Below are 17700 nucleotides of genomic sequence, written 5' to 3'. Positions count from 1 at the left end.
GGGTGGTGCCGCGCCGTTGCCGCATCAGTTGAACTTGGCGGCGCGCTTCTTCAGCGCGTCCAGGTTCGGCTCGGCCGGGTTCCACGGCGTCCCGGGGTGCAGGCAGCCGGCAGTGCACTTCTCGGCCGCCTTGACGATGTCGGAGTAGCTCGCGCCCTTGGGGTTGATGACGACCGCACGCCGCCGCCCGTCGTAGGCGAAGACACCCGGGGCCAGCGTGATGCACTCGTCGCAGGCCGAACACTCGGGGCTCTCGACCCAGACCGGGTCGTGGGCGGTGGCCGGCGCCGCCGCCTCGGCCGCCTTCGGCGCGGCTTGCGCCGCCTTGGGAGCCGGATCGATCGCCTTGGGCGCGGGTTCGGCCGCCTTGGGAGTGGGCTCGGCCGCCGGCTTGACCGGCGCTGCCGCGACCACCGCTGCTGGTGCCACAGGTGCCACAGGTGCCACAGGTGCCACCGGTGCCGGCGCCGCCGCGGCCGGAGCCGCTGCCGCCGCCGGGGCGCCGAGTGCCGCCGTCAGCTTCTGCATCAGCTCGCCGCGCACCCGCTCGGTCAGCGCGGCCATGTCGACCGGCTTCTCGCGCGTCACCAGATCGCGCAGCTGGTGCCAGTACTGCAGCCGCTCCTCGCTCGCGCGCACCAGTTCCTGCGCCACCAGCAGGCGCATCAGGCGCTTCTTGGTGTCGACGGCCCAGATGTAGGGGAAACGCCCGCCGCGCTGGTCGGCCGGCAGCGCGATCAGCTCGGCCAGCGGGATCATCGCGTCGTTCCAGGTCTCCGGCGGCGCCTTGCGGAAGTGCTTGGCGAAACGCGCCTCGGTGGCGGCGAAGTCGGCAAACGTCACCGGCAGGTCCATGCGCTTTTCGGTGCCGGTCTCGTCCAGGTACTTCAGCTTGTAGCTCGGCCAGTCGGCGGTCATCGCCGGGTTGCCGGCCAGGCTGACGCACTGGGCGAAGGTCTCGCCGGCGTCCGGGTCGTAGCGGAACAGCGGGTAGGCGCGGCTCTCGACCGCGAGCTTGCTCTGGTCGACGCTCTTGTCGTCGCCGACGCCGTGTTCCGGCGGGCAGACGGCGTAGACGTTGAACAGCGCCGGGCGACGCGAGTTCAGGCCGTCGATGAAACCGTCGAGCAGCTTGGTCGCGTGCGCGATCGTGCCCTGCATGACGAAGGCGGTGCGGTGCGCCATGCCGATCAGGCTGATCTCCTTGCGCGGCTCGACCTTGCCGTGCCAGGCGCTGCCGTAGGGCGCCATGTCCGACACCTGGCCGATGAAGCCCGAGGTGCAGGCCTGGCCGCCGGTGTTCGAATAGACCTGGGTGTCGACGACCAGCACCTTCACCGGCTTGCCCGACATCAGCAGGCGCGACAGGTTCTGGAAGCCGATGTCGTACATCGCGCCGTCACCGCCCAGGCTGACGACCGGCGGGCACAGCTTCCATTCCTCGTCGCTGAACTGTTCCCAGTTGAAGCGCTTGAAGAAGTTGGCGTCGCGCTCCTCGACGTACTTGCCGCCGAGTTCCATCTCGGCCATGCGCACGGCCTTGAAGCCTTCGGCCATCTTCGCCATGTGGCCCTCGAACAGGCCCATCGCGACCGACGGCGAGTCCTGGAACAGGTGCGAGGTCCAGGGGAAGGGGTACGGGTGGTAGGGGTAGCTCGAACCCCAGACCGAGGTGCAGCCGGTCGAGTTGACCAGGCCCATGTTGGCGCGGCCGCGGCCGGTCGGGCCTTCGACGTAGCGCCAGCGCAGGTCCTTCAGCTTCTCCAGCAGCTGCGCGGTGCGCTTGACCCAGGCCGGGTCCAGCGGCTGCGAGGGCTTGCCGGCGGCCAGCGTGTCGGCCAGCTTGGCCAGCGTCAGGTCGCTGCTTTCGTTGGCCTGCACCGCACGCAGCACGGCGCCGGTGTCCGACAGGTCGACCGAGGCCGCCAGGCGCGTGCGCAGGTGCTGCTCCAGGCCCGAGATCAGGCCGTCGAGCTTGGCGACGAAACCCTTGACGCGGTGCTGCATCAGCGCCGCGACGGCCGAGGTGAACAGGTGGATCGCGGTCTTCTCGCCGCAGCCCAGGCAGGCGCCGTCGCCGCAGTTCATCGAGTTGTAGACCGACTTGTCGAACAGCAGGGTCTCGAGCGCCCCGCTCTTCTCGTCGATGTTCTCCACGCGGATGAACTCGCGCGCCGTCGTCGGCAGGTCGAGCCAGAAGTTCCAGTCGCGGCGCAGCGCCTCGACCGACTCTTCGGTCTGCGTGACCATCTTCAGCGCGCCGTCGTTGCAGACGTTGACGCACAGGCCGCAGGCCTTGCAGGTCAGCGGGTTGACGGTGATCGAGAACAGGCCGCCGCTGCCGGGGTTCTTCTTCTCGCGCACCTGCCAGTAAGGCTTGGTGGCCGAGAACTTGAAGTCGCCGAGCTGGCCCTTGAGCAGCTCGAACTCGGCGGCCATCTTCTCGCGGTCCTCCTCGGGCGCCTCGGCGACGGTGGCGGCGATGGCCTCGTCGACCAGCGGGCGCACGGCGACGCCGTCACCCTTGCCGATCAGCGCGCGCAGCTTCTTGTCGGCGCTGCGCACCGCACGGCGCAGGTAGCGCGTGGGCTGGCCGCCGCATTCGACGCGGTTGAGCGCGGTCGCGAACAGCTCCTCGGTCTTGTTCACCAGGCCCGGCATCGCGCTGTCGGGGCAGACGGTGACGCACTTGCCGCAGGCGGTGCACTTGTCGGCGTCCCACTCCGGATGTTCGAAGCGGATGCCGGTCATGTCGCGGAAGATGCCGCTGGCCGCCGGCACCAGCGAGGCGCCGATGAAGGGGTCGAGCAGGTTGTCGTTGCCCTTGCCGGTGGCGTAGAAGTGGCCGGTCTGTTCCCAGAAGCGGTGGATGTCGGCCACCGGCGGCAGCGACTTGTCGCCGGTCGGCGTGCGCATCAGCGTGATCGGCAGCTCGGCCGCGGTGCGCGGCCGCACGGCGACGGCGCCCACCGTCTTGTCGACGATCTCGTGCAGCTCGTCGAAACCACGGCGCACCACGGTGACGTTGTTCTGCACGACACGCGCGCCCTTGGAGCCGAACTTGGCTTCGAGCTGCTTCTCGATCGCGCGGAACAGCTCGTCCTCGTTCAGACCGGCGTTGGCGCACACCGGCGAGGCGGCGAAGAACGCGCCCTGGAAGGCGTTGCCCTGCATGCGCAGCTGCAGGTCGGCGCTGCCGGCTTCCTCGCGGGCGATCTGGAAGGCGTCGAGGTAGAAGACGCGGATGCCGTTGTCGACGATGTGCTGCTGCGCCCAGCGCGGGAACGCGGCCCAGGTGGCGTCGCCCAGGTTGCTCTGGATGATGAAGACGCCGCCCTTCTTCAGCCCGGCCAGCGGGTTGGAGTGGCCGAACACCGCCGGGTCGGGCGAGAGCACGACGTCGACGCTGACGTACTCGCAGTTCACGCGGATGGTCTCGGGCGCGGCCGACAGGTAGTAGGTCGTCGGCTGGCCCTTCTTCTCGGAGCCGTACTTCGGGTTCGCCTTGATCTCGTAGCCCAGCAGCTCGAACAGCGTCATCGCCAGGTTCTTGCCGGTGGTCATCGCGCCCCAGCCGCCGATCGAGTGCATGCGCACCGTGATCGCGCCCTTGGGCATCAGGTTCGGGTTCTCGCTGCCGCGCACGACGATGTCGGCGGCCTTCGGGTAACCCGCCTTCACCGCCTGCTGGTGCAGCTCGTCCTTCGGGTTCAGCGGCTCGCGCTCGACGTCGACCGACAGGTAGAAGAACGGCTTCTTGGCGCCGCCCGGCAGCATGTTCTCGACGGCACCGATCAGGCCTTCGGGCTGCAGGTCGCGCGAACCCAGGCCGTAGCAGCCCGAGTACAGGCGCGGCATCTCGGTCGGCGAGATCGAGGCGTAGTTCTTGTGCGGCAGCGCGTCGCTGCCGGCAAGGCCGTTTTCCATCGCCTTGGACAGCGAGGCACGCACTTCGCGCACCAGCGGCAGGTCCTCGGCCAGCGGCTGGTCGGTGCGTTCGAGCACGACCACGCCCTTCTTGCCGCGCAGCGCCTGGCCGACGAGGTCGCCCGGGAACGGGCGGAACATCGTCACGTTCAGCACCCCGACCTTGAGCTTGCGCGTCTCGCGCAGGAAGTCGGCGACGGCCTCGGCCTGCACCACCATGCTGCCCATGCCGACGATGACGTAGTCGGCGTCGGCGAGCTTCCAGCCGGCGACGCGGCCGTAGCGGCGGCCGGTGAGCTCGGCGTACTCGCTCATGCACTGCTCGGCCAGCGCCTCGATGGCGTCGAAGAAGTACGGCCGCTGCGCGGCCACCGCCTGCATGTAGGCGTCCTGGTTCTGCACCGAGCCCGACAGCAGCGGCACGTCGACGTCCCAGATCGCCGGCACGCGGCGGCGCTTGGGGCCGTAGACCATGGCCTGCGCCGGCGTCGGCGAGTCGATCAGGTCGTCGGGGCGGCCCAGGAACTCGGCCACGAGTTCACGCTCGGGGATGCGCGCCGACTCGATCAGGTGGGTCGTCAGGAAACCGTCCTGGCCGACGATGGCCGGCGTCAGCGACAGCTCGGCCAGCTTGCGCGCGATCAGGTTCAGGTCGGCGGCCTCGGTGGCGCTGCGCGCCATCACCTGGATGAAGCCGGTGTCGTCGATGCAGTGGTAGTCGTCGTGGCCGGCGTGCACGTTCAGGCTCGCCTTGGTGATCGCGCGGCAGCCCATGTTCAGCACGTAGGGCAGGCGCTTGCCGACGGTCGCGTACAGCGACTCGTGCATGAAGGCGATGCCCTGGCCGGAGGAGAAGTTGGTCGCGCGCAGGCCGGTCATCGACATGCCGGCGGTGACGCCGGCGGCGGCGTGTTCGCTCTCGGGCTCGACGAAGATCAGCGGCCGGTCGGAGATGTTCAGATGCCCGGCGGCGACTTCCTGCGCCCAGTACTCGCCCATCTGCGTCGACGGCGTGATCGGGTAGGCGCCGGCGGCGTCGGAGGCTTCGCGCTCGACCATGATGACCGCGGTGTTGCCGTCGACCGCGTCGCGCACGCCGGGGTATTTGACGGCTTGCGGCTCGCTGTCGCGGCGATGCTCGCCGGTCAGGTAGTCGATGACCTTCTTCAGCATTTGGGGTTCCTCGGGCGGAAAAGTACGAAAGCGGGGCGGGACGGCGCGGCGGGCTCTACAGGCGCACGGGCAGCGCGTCGTGGCGCAGGATCTTCTTGGCGGCGTGGCCGCGCAGCGTGCGGCCGCGGTCGTCGAACCAGACGATGGCGCCGGTCGGGCAGCGGTCGGTGAAGCGGCGTTCAGCCTGGTCGTTGCCGGCGTAGTCGATCTCGACCAGGTTGTTCTTCAGCGTGATCAGGCCGTCAGGCGCGTCGGCGACGCAGCGGCCGCAGGCGGTGCAGGCGACTTCGCACGAGGCCTCGGCGACGTCGCCCTCGGCGCGGTTGCGGCAGGCGATCCACAGCCGCCGGTCCTCGGGTTCGACCGAGAACAGGCCCTTGGGGCAGACCTCGACGCAGTCGTTGCAGGCGGTGCACTTGTCGGGGTCGACGAGCGGCAGGCCGTGCAGGTCGAGCGTGATCGCGCCGTGTTTGCAGACCGCGACGCAGTCGCCCAGGCCCAGGCAGCCCCAGGCGCACTCCTTGCCGCCGCCGCTGACCACGGTCGCGGCGCGGCAGGTCTCGAGCCCGGCGTAGTGGGCGCGCATGTGGGCGACGTGTTTGCCGCCGGCGCAGGCCAGGCGCGCGACGCGCTTTTCGACCTCGCCGGCACCGACGCCCAGCAGCTTGGCGATCGAGCCCACCTGCTCGGCGCTGCTGACGGTGCAGCGCGCCGGCACGATGTCGCCAGCGACCACCTTCTCGGCGAAGTTGCGGCAGCCGGCCAGGCCGCAGGCGCCGCAGTTGGACTTGGGCAGCAGGTCCTCGACCGCGTCGATGCGCGGATCCTCCTGCACCAGCAGGCGCCGGTTGGCGAAGGCGAGCACGCCGGCCAGCACGACGCCGAGCGCCGCCATGAAGCCGCCTGCGATGCCGAAGATCCCCATCTGCTCCATCGATTCCCTCTCCCGGACCGTCCTACCTGACGCCCCATGGCGGCGCCCAGCCCGCCGGAGCGGCCGATGCCAGTGCGAAAGTCGGGCCACGGCCGGCCTTGAGCCGGGGCGGCGGGGCTACGCATGCAAGCGTCGGCAACTCCTGTCGCCGGTCGGCGGCGGGATGAAGCGTCGGTTCACAGGGCAGCCAGAGATCGGTCTGACGGACCACTTCACTACGCCGGCGACCATGTTGACCGCCGAGTTCCGGATCGCGCCGCGATGGCAGTGCGACCCTGCAGGCAATTGGACGCGCGCGCCCGCCGATCCGGATTGACGAACGACAAACCAGTTCATCTGGCGGGATGGAGGACCCGTGAAGACCCCCAGATCGCAGGTGCCGGCGACTGCCGGACGCGGCCGTCACGCTCAGACCAGGTGGTGCTGCAGCAGGTAGACGCCGGCACCGGCGAAGTAGCCGATCAGCGCCAGACCGCTGATCCGGCGCACGTACCAGAAGAAGTCGATCTTCTCCATGCCCATCGCGGCGACGCCAGCGGCCGAGCCGATCACGAGGATCGAGCCGCCGGTGCCGGCGCAATACGCCATGAAGCCCCAGAGGAAGTGGTCGGGCGGGAAGTCGGTCAGGCTGTACATGCCCATCGAGGCCGCGACCAGGGGCACGTTGTCGACCACCGCGCTCACCAGGCCGATGACGATCACGATCAGGTCCTGCCGGCCGATCGTGTGATCCAGCCAGGTGGCCAGACCCGCCAGCACATGGGTGTGCTCCAGCGTCGCCACGCTCAGCAGGATGCCGACGAAGAACATGATCGAACTCATGTCGATCTTGCTGAGCGCGTGCGCGAGCGTGAAACGCAGCTTGTAGTCGTCGTCCTGGTGGCGGTGGATCAGGTCACCGACGAGCCAGAGGATGCCCAGGCCGAAGAGGATGCCCAGGAACGGCGGCAGGTGCGTCACGGTCTTGAACGCCGGCACGGCGACCAGGATGCCCAGGCCGAGGAAGAACATCAGCTTGCGCTCGAAGGCCGTCGTCGGCACCGTGTCCTCGTCGCGGCTTTCGGGCGGCGCGACGACCGGCTTGCCGCGCAGCACCAGGGCCGTCACCGCCAGCGGCACCAGCAGGCTGACCACTGCCGGCAGGAACACCGACTTCATGATCTGCAGCGCCGTGATCTGGCCGCCGATCCACAGCATCGTCGTCGTGACGTCGCCGATCGCCGTCCAGGCGCCGCCGGCATTGGCGGCGATGACGATGATGCCGGCGAAGAACAGCCGGTCCTCGCGCCGCGCGAGCAGCTTGCGCATCAGCGACACCATCACGATCGTCGTCGTCAGGTTGTCGAGGATGGCGCTGAGGAAGAAGGTCACCACGCCCACCAGCCACAGCAGCGAGGACAGCCGGGCGGTGCGGATGCGCGAGGTGATGACCTCGAAGCCGTTGTGCGAGTCGACGACCTCGACGATGGTCATCGCGCCCATCAGGAAGAACACGATCTGCGCCGTGCCCATCAGCGACTCGCCGAGCTCGCCGCCGATGCGCTGCGGGTCGCCGCTGCCGGTCGCGTACAGCGTCCACAGCAGGCCGGCGGCCAGCAGCGCGGTCGCCGACTTGTTGACCTTGAGCGGATGCTCCAATGCGATCGCCGCGTAGGCGGCGACGAAAACGATCACCAGTGCTGTCGTCAGCATCTCATCGGGCCGGGTATGGGGGGTTCTGGTTGGGGCGCGTCACGGTCGGGCCGTGCCGCCGCGGTTGGCGTCGCGCAAAAACCAACGGCGTGGCGTGCTGCGGCCGGTCCTGCCGGTCCGTCACGCGGGTCGCTCGCGGCTGTTCGCGGTGCCGGTATTCGGGCTGCCGGAGATCGTTCCGGCTGCTCTTCAGGCTGCCGGTGACCCTGTGGATCACCGTTCGGAACGCATCGAGATAAGACGCGATCCTGTAGGGGATTGGACGCTTTCATCTGTCGGAATCGATTGACCGACGACAAATTTCCCGCAATGTGACAAAACGGGGCGTCCAGCCCTTTATCGGTGCGGGCCGCCACCTTTGCGCGCACGCCGCATCTGCGCCAGCGGCCGCTTGCCTTGCAGCTGGCGCTCGATGCCGTCGTTCAGCTGCGCACGCAAGGCCTGCACCTCCTCGACGAGGCCGAAGACGCCAGGGAAACGCAGGTCCAGCCACAGCCACAGCGTGCAGGCGCGCAAGGCCTGCTCGATGCGGTCGAGCCGGCTCCAGCCGTCGACGCTGTCGAGGAAGCTCGGGCGCCCGGCGCGGCCACCGCGGGCGTGGTTGCGCGCCCAGTCCAGGTACTCCTGCAGCGCGTCCTCGCTGCGCGTGTCCACCGGCGCCTGCGCGTAGATGAACCGGCCCGCCAGCGGCAGCGCGCCGGCGGCGTGGTCCAGCTGCTCGGCCAGCGCCAGCATCGCGTCGAGCTCGGCGACGGCGAAGTGGGCGTCGTCGAGCTTCAAGCGGTCGACGAAGACACCGAGCACGTCGCGCAGCCGGCTGGCCTGCAGGCGCTCGGAGATCGTGCGCACGTGCCAGCCGTTGGGGGCCACCGGCGCCTTGAAGTGGCGCGGCGCCTTGGGCTGGCGCAGCAGCAGTTCCTTCAGCGTGCGCGCCGCCGTCGGCTCGGCCAGGTCGAGCACGCCGGTGAAACCTTCTTCCTGCATGCCGAAGCGCCCGGCGCGGCCGGCGATCTGGTGCACCTCGGACTCGTCGAGCAGGCGGTCGCCGACACCGTCGAACTTGGTCAGCGTCGAAAACAGCACGCGCCGGATCGGCAGGTTCAGCCCCATGCCGATGGCGTCGGTGGCGACCAGGATCTGCGACTCGCCGCTGGCGAACCGTTCGGCCTCGCGCCGCCGCACTTCGGGCGGCAGCGCGCCGTAGATCACCGAGACCGCGCGCCCGTTGGCGGCGATCGCGTCGCGCAGCGTCAGCACGTCGCGGCGGCTGAAGGCGACGACGGCGTCGCCGGTCTGCAGCGCGTCCAGCGCCACCGGCCGCGGCAGCAGCTCGACGTGCTGCTTGCGCTCGAAGCGCCGCACGGTGCAGCTTTCGCCGCAGACGCCCAGCAGGTTCTCGATCGCCGGCACCGCGTAGTCGCTGCAGATGATGATCAGCTCGCTCGCCGGCACCGCGACGATGGCCTGGGTCCAGGCCCAGCCGCGCGAGCCGTCGAAGATCATCTGCGCCTCGTCGACGACGGCGACCTCGACCGGCTGGTTGGTCGACACCATCTCGATCGTGCTCGAGACGAAGCGCGCGCCCTCGGCCGGCACGTTCTCCTCGCCGGTCAGCAGCGAGCAGGCGACGCCGCGCCCGACCATGCGGTCGCGCCCTTCCAGCGCCAGCAGCCGCAGCGGCGCCAGGTAGGCGCCGTCGCGCGCCTGGCACAGGCGCTCGAAGGCCGCGTGCGTCTTGCCGCTGTTGGGCGGGCCGACGTAGAGCTTGACGGTGCGCTGCTGGGTGCGCGCCTTCGGGAAGGTGTCGGGGTAGCCCTGGAACGCGAGTTCGCTCGTCAGCCCCTGCAGCGTGTCGAGCTCGGTGACGCGGTATTCCCAGCGGTCCTGCACCCGGGTGCAGGCGGCCATCAGCTCCTCGGCGCGCTGCGGCCGGGCGCACTCGGCCTGCAGCCGCGGCAGCAGCGAGGCCAGTTCGCGCGTCGACAGCGCCGCACTGCGCGCCACCAGCCGCGCCAGATGGGCGGTGATCGCGTCACGCTGCGGATGGCGCGGCGCCGGGCCGAGCGCGGCGCGCAGGCGCTCCTGGTCGGCGTCGCGGTAGAAGGCCCAGACCGGCGCGTCGTCCACCGCCACCCGGAACGGCAGCGTGACGACGAACGGTGCGTCCTCGTCCGGGATCTCGACCTGCAGCGTGTCCTGCACCAGCCGCGTGAAGGCGCCGGCATGGCGCACCAGGCCCAGCGTCTCCAGCGCCGCGGCACGGTCGTTCAGCAGCGCGCGCACCTCGGGGCCGGTGCCGGTGGCCTCGAGCTGCGCCAGCGCCAAAGGCACCAGGCGCGGCTCGATCCAGCGGCTGGGCCGCGTGCCCGCCGCCTTTTGCAGCAGGATCAGGCCGAGTTCGTCGAGGTGCGCCTCGAAACGCGGCGCGTGCGGCTCCAGGTAGTCGGCCGGCTTGGTGACCTGCGGCAGCTGGTGCGCGGCACGGCGCACGCGCTCGAAATCCTCCGGCGAAACGCCCGGGGGAATGCGCGCGAGGTGGCGCGGCTCGGGCAGATGGGGCAGCGGGCGGGTGGACTCGGCGGGACGGGAAGCGGTCATGTGCAGGGGTTCGAACGAGGCTCGGACTCTAACCGCCCTCACCCGCCGCCCCGCACGCCCGTGCTCGCGGGCCCCCTGGGCGCGTTCAGGCCCAGAGGTGTTCGCGCCGGTCGTCCACGCGCCGCGCCTTGTGCGTCGCACGCGGCAGCGTCTCGGGCGCGAGCAGCCGCACCTCGGCCGATACGCCGCTGGCGCCTTTGAGCGCGCGGGCGAAACCATCGGCCAGCGCCAGCGTGTCGCCGATGAATCCGGCCGCGGTCTCGACCTCGACCGTCAGCCGGTCGAGATGGTGTTCGCGCTCGACGACGAGGCGGTACTCGCCGTTGAACTCACCGAAACGCCGCACCACGGCCTCGACGTCGCTCGGGAACAGGTTGACACCCTTGATGATCAGCATGTCGTCCAGGCGCCCGTGCACGCCCAGCAGGCGCGCGCTGGTGCGGCCGCAGCGGCAGGGCTCGGTCGTGAACGAGACGATGTCGCCGGTGCGGAAGCGGATCATCGGCCGCGCGCGCTTGGTCAGCGTCGTCAGCACCAGTTCGCCCCGTTCGCCTTCGGCCACCGGTTCGCCCGCGGCGTCCAGCACCTCCCAGTGGATGTGGTCCTCGGCCCAGTGCAGCCCGTGCTGCTGCTCGCACATGCCGGCGCAGGAGCCGAAGATGTCGGACAGGCCGTAGTAGTCGTAGACCTTGGCGCCCCACAGCGACTCGATACGCTCGCGCGTCTGCGGGATCGAGCCACCGGGCTCGCCGGCGACGAAGATGCGCCGCACCGCCAGGTCGCGGCGCGGATCCAGGCCCTGCTTCAGCGCGGTCTCGCCCAGGTACCAGGCGTAGGACGGCGTCGTCCACAACGCCGTCAGCCGGAACTGCTGCGCGATCTGCAGCAGCCGCTCCGACGGCAGCGTGCCGGCATGCACGCTCAGGGCGCCCAGGCGCTGCGCGCCGAGCACGCAGGGCCCGCCGACGAAGAGCGACAGGTTGAGCGCGTGGCCGTAGCGGTCGCTGGGGCGCAGGCCCGACGACCAGAACTGGCGCGCCTCGTAGTTGATCCAGTCCTCGAAGTCTTCGGCGGTGAACGGCGAGGCCGTCGGCACGCCGGTCGAGCCGCTGGAGGCGCAGAGGTAGACCACGTCGCGCTCGGGCACCGCGGTGATGTCGCCCAGCGGCGGCACGGCCAGCTGGCGCTCGCGCAGCGTGTGTTTGTCCAGCGTCGGGAAGCGCCTCAGGTCGGCCAGCGACTGCAGATCGTCCGGGCCGACGCCGGCGGCGGCGAAGGCGGCGCGGTAGTAGGGCGAACCGTCGACCGCGTGCCGCAGGTGCCGGCGCAGACGCACGAGCTTGAGCGCGTCCCAGTCGGCGCGCGACTGCGTCTCCAGCGCCGGCTCCCAATAGCGCGGCTCGCCGTTCAGGCTGGCACGGGCCTCGGCCAGCACAGCGCTCATCGGCCCCCCGCGACCGCCGTTGCCGCCGCCGCCACGCGGCCGGCCAGCAGCTCGTCCAGCAGCGGCAGCGTCGGCGCGCCGGCACCGGTGGGCGCGGCCTCCCAGCCCTGGGCGCGCGAGAAGAAACGCAGCGCCTCGAAGTCGGCGCTGTGGCCGCCGTCGTAGCGGTGGGCGACACCGGCCGGCACCGCGATCCAGTCGCCCGCCGTGCACAGCACCGCCAGTTCGCCGACCGGCAGCCGCACATGGAACAACCCGCGGCCGTTGACGAAGATGCGAAGTTCCAGGTCGGTGTGGGTGTGCTCCTCGAGGAAACGCGCGCGCAGCGGCGGCCAGGCCGGGTCGCCCGGGCGCAGCACGACGCGGTCCTCGTGCACGATGCCGTAGCGCTCGCGCAGCGCCTGCAGCGCCGCGTGGTGGCCGGAGTCGGCGTCGGGCTCGATCTCGACACGCCCGGCCTCCACCCCCAGCCGCGCCAGCAGCGCGACACCGGCGCCCGTGCCGCGCGCGTGCTCGCGCACGGCACCTTCGCCGTCGAACAGCCAGACCTGCATCGATTGCTCCCGGCTGACGCTCATTGCAGGAAGGCCGGCCGCGCGTAACCGGCGAAGTTCTTGTCCAGCACCTGCTTGAAGTACGGCGTCTTGAAGGCCTCGGCGAGATCGCGCGCCCAGGGCGCGTCGCGGTCGGCGCGTTTGACGGCAGCGACCAGCAGGTAGTAGTCGGGCGTCTTCTCCAGCGCCACCGCCTCGGTCAGCTTCAGGCCCGAGGAGATCGCGAAGTTGCCGTTGATGATCGAGAAGTCGGTGTCGTCCAGCGCACGCGGCAGCTGCGCCGCCTCCAGCGGCACGAGCTGCAGCTTCTTCGGGTTCTCGGCGATGTCCTTCTCGGTCACGCGCAGCGGGTCGACGCCGGGCTTGACGGTCAGCAGCTTGTGCTGCTGCAGGAAGACAAGCGAACGCGCCAGGTTGGTCGGGTCGTTGGGCAGCGCGATGCGCGCGCCGTCGCGCACTTCGGCCACGGTCTTGAACTTTCGCGAGTACAGGCCCAGCGGCGCGATCGGGCCCTGCACGATGTCGACGATGTCGAGCTTCTGGTCGGCGGCGAACTTCTTCAGGTAGATGATGTGCTGGAAGAAGTTGGCGTCGAGCGCGCCGTCGGCCAGCGCCTGGTTCGGCTGCACGTAGTCGTTGAACTCGACGAGGCGGACCTTGTAGCCCTTGCTCTCGAGCTGCGGCTTGATGCCCAGCTTCAGCACGTCGAGGTTGGAGCCGGCGGTGGCGCCGATCACCAGCTCCTTCTTCTGCTGCGCGTGGGCGTGGGACGCGAGCGTGGCCACGCCCAGCACGGCGGCGAAGGCGACAGCGGCGGACAGCAGCGAGCGGCGCGAATACGTCATGGTGAGCAAGTCCTGGTTCGGGTGAGGCGGGGAGCGGGGAATCAGCGCTTGTCCAGCCGGCGCGCGAGCGTGTTGCCGCCGAACTGGATGAGCTGCACGAGCACGACCAGGATCGCGACGGTGAACACCATCACGTCGGTCTGGAAGCGGTAGTAGCCGTAGCGGATCGCGAGGTCGCCGATGCCGCCGCCGCCGACGACGCCGGCCACCGCCGAGTACGACAGGAAGCTGATGGACAGCACCGTCAGCGCCAGCACCAGGCCCGAGCGCGCCTCGACGACGAGCACGCGCCAGACGATCTGCAGCTCCGAGGCGCCCATCGCGTGCGCCGCCTCGACGACGCCGCGCGGCACCTCGCGCAGCGTCTGCTCCACCAGGCGCGCGAAGTACGGGATCGCGGCGAAGGACAGCGGCACCGCCGCCGCCAGCGGCCCGATCGAGGTGCCGGCAATGACACGCGTGACCGGGACCAGCGCCACCAGCAGGATGATGAAGGGGAAGGAGCGCACCAGGTTCACGAGCCAGCTGACGACGCTGTAGACCGGCGCCGAAGCCAGCGGCTGGCCCGGGCCGAGCAGGAACAGCCAGACGCCCAGCGGGCCGCCGACCAGCAGCGCCGCGCCCAGGCCGATGGCCAGCATCAGCGCCGTCTGGCCGACGGCGAGCCAGAGCTCGGGCAGCAGCGAGACGATGTTCTCAGGCATGGACCGGCTCCGGTTCTTCGGTGGCCGCGGCGTCGGCGTCGTCGACTTCGGGCGGGTGGTCGACCAGGCGCTGCAGCGCCCGGCCGAGCGAGGTGCGGCGGCGCACGCCGCGTTCGGCGAGCGCGAACTGCTCGGCCACCGCGCCACGTTCGACGACGGCGACCTGGCGGCACAGGAAACGCACCACCTCCAGTTCGTGGGTGACGATGACGATGGTCACGCCCAGGCGGGTATTGATGTCGGCCAGCGTGCGCAGCACCTGGCGCGTGGTGTCGGCGTCCAGCGCCGAGGTCGGTTCGTCGCACAGCAGCACCGAAGGGTTCGGCGCCAGCGCGCGGGCGATCGCCACGCGCTGCTTCTGCCCGCCCGAGAGCTGGGCCGGGTAGCTGTCGCGCTTGTCGTTCAAGCCGACGATGGCCAGGCACTCGGCGACACGCGCGGCGATTTCGGCGCGCGAACGCGAGCCGTGCAGCCGCAGCGGGAAGGCGACGTTGTCGAAGACGGTGGCGTTCTGCAGCAGGTTGAACTGCTGGAAGATCATGCCGATCGACTGCCGCGCCAGACGCAGCTCGCGTTTGCCCAGCGCCGTCAGCTCGCGCCCTTCGACCTCGACGCGGCCGCGGTCGGGGCGCTCGAGCAGGTTGACGAGGCGCAGCAGCGTCGACTTGCCGGCGCCGCTCTGGCCGACGATGCCGAAGGCGTCGCCGCGGCGCACCTGCAGCGAGACGTCGTGCACCGCGTCGAAGCTGTCGCCGGTGGGCAGGCGATAGGACTTGAAGAGCCCGTCGAGCCGGATCAGCGGCGCGGCGAGGGTTTCGGGGACGGACATGGGACGGCACAAACGGAAGCGGAGATATGAGTCTCCTCATGCCAGAAGGCGCCCGGAACGAAGTAAAACAGATATGAATGCTTGCCCAGCAGGTGCCCCGGCCGGCATCCGGACGCCTGCAGCGGCGACGGCCGCTTGAAGCGATGACCGGTACCTGCGGCCGTGTCGGCCGCGGGCCGATGTGCGCTGGATCAAGATACAACCCTCCATCGCGCCGGTTTCCTGCCGATATCCAACCCGAACCGTTGGGGCGAATCAGGCCGTCCAGGGCGGCGGTGCCAGGCCAGGCCCGCTGTCTGCAGCCGCAGGACGACCGGAGCAGCCTGGGCGGCCGGCGACCCGAACCGGCCGCCGGCGACGCCCGCCATCACCGAGCCAGCCAAGGCCATGCACGCTCATCGAGAACAACAGATCCGCGGCTTGTTCGACACGTACATCCGCATGTACGCCTCGCGCGACGAGCGCCTGACCGAACTGTTCAGCGACGAGTTCAGCGGCTACACCGGCGGCGGCGCGGTGCTGGTGCACGACCGTCTCGAGTGGGTGCGCATCACGCTGCAGGACTTCGCGCAGGTGCCGCTGCCGATCCGCATCGAGATGCTGGACCTGGCGCTGCAGGACCTGAGCGACGACGTCGTCGCGACCACCGCCTTCTTTCACATCCACCTGCCGATGCCCGAGCACACGCTGGCACGCGAGGTGGCGCGGCTGGTGCTGATCTTCCGGCTCGAAGCGGCGCAGTGGAAGATCGTGCACAGCGGCATCTCGATCCCCTACCACCTGGTGCGCGACGGCGAGGTCTATCCGCTGGCCGGGCTGCAGGAGCGCAACCGGGAACTGGAGACCGAGATCCGCATCCGCACCCAGGAGCTGCACCAGAGCGAGGCCTTGTACCGCCAGCTGATCGAGGACACGCTGGACATCATCTGGAAGGCCGATCGGGACCTGCGCGTCACCTACATCAGCCCGGCCGACGAGCGGCTGCGCGGCTACCGCGCCTGCGAGGTGCTGGGCCGCCACCTGTTCGAGATGCTCACCGACGAGGGCGCGGCCACCGCGGCCGAGCAGTTGCAGCGCGCGCCGCCGCAACCCGGGCCGCCGCGGCTGCTGGGCTTCATGGCTTTCGAGGCGCAGCACCGCTGCAAGGACGGCAGCCTGCGCTGGGGCGAGGTGATGGCCCGGGTGCGGCTGGACGAACACGGCGCCGTGACCGGCTACCAGGGCATCACGCGCGACATCACCGAGCGCAAGCTGCTCGAGCAGCAGGTGCGGCAGCTGGCTTTCCACGACGCGCTCACCGACCTGCCCAACCGCCGCCTGCTGCTGGACCGCCTGGCCCAGGCGATGACCGCCAGCAGCCGCAGCGGCCACTGCGGCGCCCTGCTCTTCCTGGACCTGGACAACTTCAAGGCGCTGAACGACCGCCATGGCCACGACGTCGGCGACGCCGTGCTGCTGCAGGCCGCGTCGCGGCTGGAGCACTGCGTGCGCCGCGCCGACACCGTGGCGCGCCTGGGCGGCGACGAGTTCATCGTGCTGCTGCCCAGCCTGGACATCGACCGCAGGCGCTCCGCGACGCAGGCGCTGGGCGTGGCCGACAAGATCCTGAAGGCGCTGAGCGAGCCCTACCGGCTGAGCATCGAGCGCGACGGCGGCGTGCTCGCCGAGGTCGAGCACCGCTGCACCGCCAGCATCGGCGTCAGCCTCTTCACCGGGCAGGAGGCCGGCACCGCCGACGTGCTGAAGTGGGCCGATTCGGCCATGTACCGGGCCAAGGACACGGGGCGCAACACGGTGCGGCTGTACGGCGACGCGCCGGCGGACGCGCCGCCCGGCTGAGCCGGGTGCGCAGCGGCTGCAGGCCCGCTGCGGGCACGCGGTGGCACGATGCCGGCGGCCGTTCCCCGGCGCCGCACGCTCCCGCACCCCGGCGGGTCTTTGCGATGCACGCGCCGGCTGGTGTTTGAATCGCTCATGGTTTCCGTTCCCGATCCCGCCGCCACCACCAGCCACGCCGCGCTGAGCGCACGCTGGAAACCGTGGGCCTGGCTGGGCGAATGGTGGCCGCGCGCCCGGCCCTGGGCCCTGGCCGCACTCGGCCTGCTCTTCGTGCTCGTGATCGTCGCGGCCCTCGGTGCCGTGCTGCACGAAGTGCGTTACGCCGACGTGCTGGCGGCGATCAAGGCCACCCCGCAGCGCGACATCGTGCTGGCGCTGCTGTTCACGGCCGCGAGCTTTCTCGCGCTGACCGGCTACGACGCCTCGGCGCTGCGCCACGCCGGCGCGCAGGTGCGGCCGGGCACGGTGATGCTGACCTCCTTCGTCGCCTACGCGCTGGGCAACACCATCGGCCTGGGCCCGCTGACCGGCGGCGCGGTGCGCATGCGGCTGTACGGCGCCGCGGGCGTCGAGCCGGCGAAGATCACGCGCGCCATCGTCTTCAACGCCGCCGCGTTCTTCCTCGGCATCACCGCCTTCGGCGCCCTGGGCCTGCTCTGGGCGGCCGAGCTGGTGGCGCCGCAGCTGCACCTGCCGGCGCTGCTGCTGCGCGCCGGTGCGCTGCTGGCGCTGGCCGCTCTGGCCGGCTTCGTGGTGCTGTGCGCGCGCCAGCGCGTGCTGCGGCTGGGCCGCTGGTCGATGCGCTTGCCGCAGGCCGGGCTGGCGCTGCGCCAGCTGGCCATCGGCGGCGTCGAGCTGGCGTGTTCGGCGGCGGTGCTGTGGTGCCTGCTGCCCGCCGGGGCGCTGCCACTGGCCAGCTTCGTCGCCTTCTACGCGGTGGCGATCGCGGCCTCCATCGTCAGCCACGTGCCGGGCGGCATCGGCGTGTTCGAAGCCGTGATGCTGGCCGCGCTCGGCCCGCAGGTGCCGGTGCAGGAGGTGCTGGGCGCGCTGCTGCTGTACCGCGGCATCTACCACGTGCTGCCGCTGGTGGCGGCAGCGGCGGTGCTGGCGCTGTACGAGCTGCGCACCGGCGTCGCGGCGCCGGTGGGCCGCATGGCG

At 70.7% G+C, this 17700-nt stretch carries 11 protein-coding genes; 2 read left to right on the top strand and 9 right to left on the bottom strand.

Annotation, left to right across the window (positions count from 1 at the left end):
- Positions 1 to 24 precede the first annotated feature (24 nt).
- The 9 genes from CKO43_RS15450 to CKO43_RS15410 all read right to left on the bottom strand — a co-directional run bounded on the left by CKO43_RS15450 (position 25) and on the right by CKO43_RS15410 (position 14700).
- On the bottom strand, positions 25 to 5100 hold the full coding sequence (locus CKO43_RS15450) for a 2-oxoacid:acceptor oxidoreductase family protein (RefSeq protein ID WP_200379169.1): 5076 nt from the start codon (positions 5098 to 5100) through the stop codon (positions 25 to 27).
- Positions 5101 to 5155: 55 nt separating this feature from the next.
- Complete coding sequence (locus tag CKO43_RS15445) at positions 5156 to 6034, bottom strand: (Fe-S)-binding protein (RefSeq protein ID WP_200228156.1); 879 nt, start codon at positions 6032 to 6034, stop codon at positions 5156 to 5158.
- Between the two features lie 408 nt (positions 6035 to 6442).
- Positions 6443 to 7726, bottom strand: a complete 1284-nt coding sequence (gene nhaD / locus CKO43_RS15440; protein WP_346014416.1) for a sodium:proton antiporter NhaD — start codon at positions 7724 to 7726, stop codon at positions 6443 to 6445.
- Positions 7727 to 8062: 336 nt separating this feature from the next.
- Entirely contained in the window at positions 8063 to 10324 is a 2262-nt protein-coding gene (locus CKO43_RS15435) for a helicase-related protein (protein ID WP_200228157.1), read from the bottom strand.
- 85 nt (positions 10325 to 10409) lie between these two features.
- On the bottom strand, positions 10410 to 11768 hold the full coding sequence (locus CKO43_RS15430) for a phenylacetate--CoA ligase family protein (RefSeq protein WP_200228158.1): 1359 nt from the start codon (positions 11766 to 11768) through the stop codon (positions 10410 to 10412).
- A complete protein-coding gene (locus CKO43_RS15425) occupies positions 11765 to 12322 on the bottom strand; it encodes a 1,2-dihydroxy-3-keto-5-methylthiopentene dioxygenase (protein ID WP_200379168.1) in 558 nt (185 codons plus the stop codon). Before CKO43_RS15425 ends, CKO43_RS15430 begins: the two co-directional genes overlap by 4 nt.
- A gap of 20 nt (positions 12323 to 12342) precedes the next feature.
- The gene (locus tag CKO43_RS15420; RefSeq protein ID WP_200228160.1) at positions 12343 to 13167 is read right to left on the bottom strand and encodes a MetQ/NlpA family ABC transporter substrate-binding protein; all 825 of its coding nucleotides are present in this window, start codon (positions 13165 to 13167) and stop codon (positions 12343 to 12345) included.
- A 41-nt stretch (positions 13168 to 13208) separates the two neighbouring features.
- Entirely contained in the window at positions 13209 to 13871 is a 663-nt protein-coding gene (locus CKO43_RS15415) for a methionine ABC transporter permease (RefSeq protein ID WP_200228161.1), read from the bottom strand.
- Positions 13864 to 14700, bottom strand: a complete 837-nt coding sequence (locus tag CKO43_RS15410; RefSeq protein WP_200379167.1) for a methionine ABC transporter ATP-binding protein — start codon at positions 14698 to 14700, stop codon at positions 13864 to 13866. The genes CKO43_RS15415 and CKO43_RS15410 overlap by 8 nt, the downstream gene beginning before the upstream one ends.
- A gap of 420 nt (positions 14701 to 15120) precedes the next feature.
- Here CKO43_RS15410 and CKO43_RS15405 point away from each other — a divergent pair, with 420 nt between their 5' ends.
- Together CKO43_RS15405 and CKO43_RS15400 are read left to right on the top strand one after the other, a co-directional pair.
- Positions 15121 to 16539, top strand: coding sequence for a diguanylate cyclase domain-containing protein (locus CKO43_RS15405; RefSeq protein WP_200379166.1), 1419 nt, complete (start codon positions 15121 to 15123; stop codon positions 16537 to 16539).
- 135 nt (positions 16540 to 16674) lie between these two features.
- The coding region (locus CKO43_RS15400; RefSeq protein WP_200379165.1) for a lysylphosphatidylglycerol synthase domain-containing protein at positions 16675 to 17700 on the top strand (1026 nt) is incomplete at its 3' end.

Source organism: Rubrivivax gelatinosus, from assembly GCF_016583785.1.
GTDB lineage: Bacteria > Pseudomonadota > Gammaproteobacteria > Burkholderiales > Burkholderiaceae_C > Rubrivivax > Rubrivivax gelatinosus_B.
This window is presented reverse-complemented; position numbering and strand designations above follow the sequence as displayed.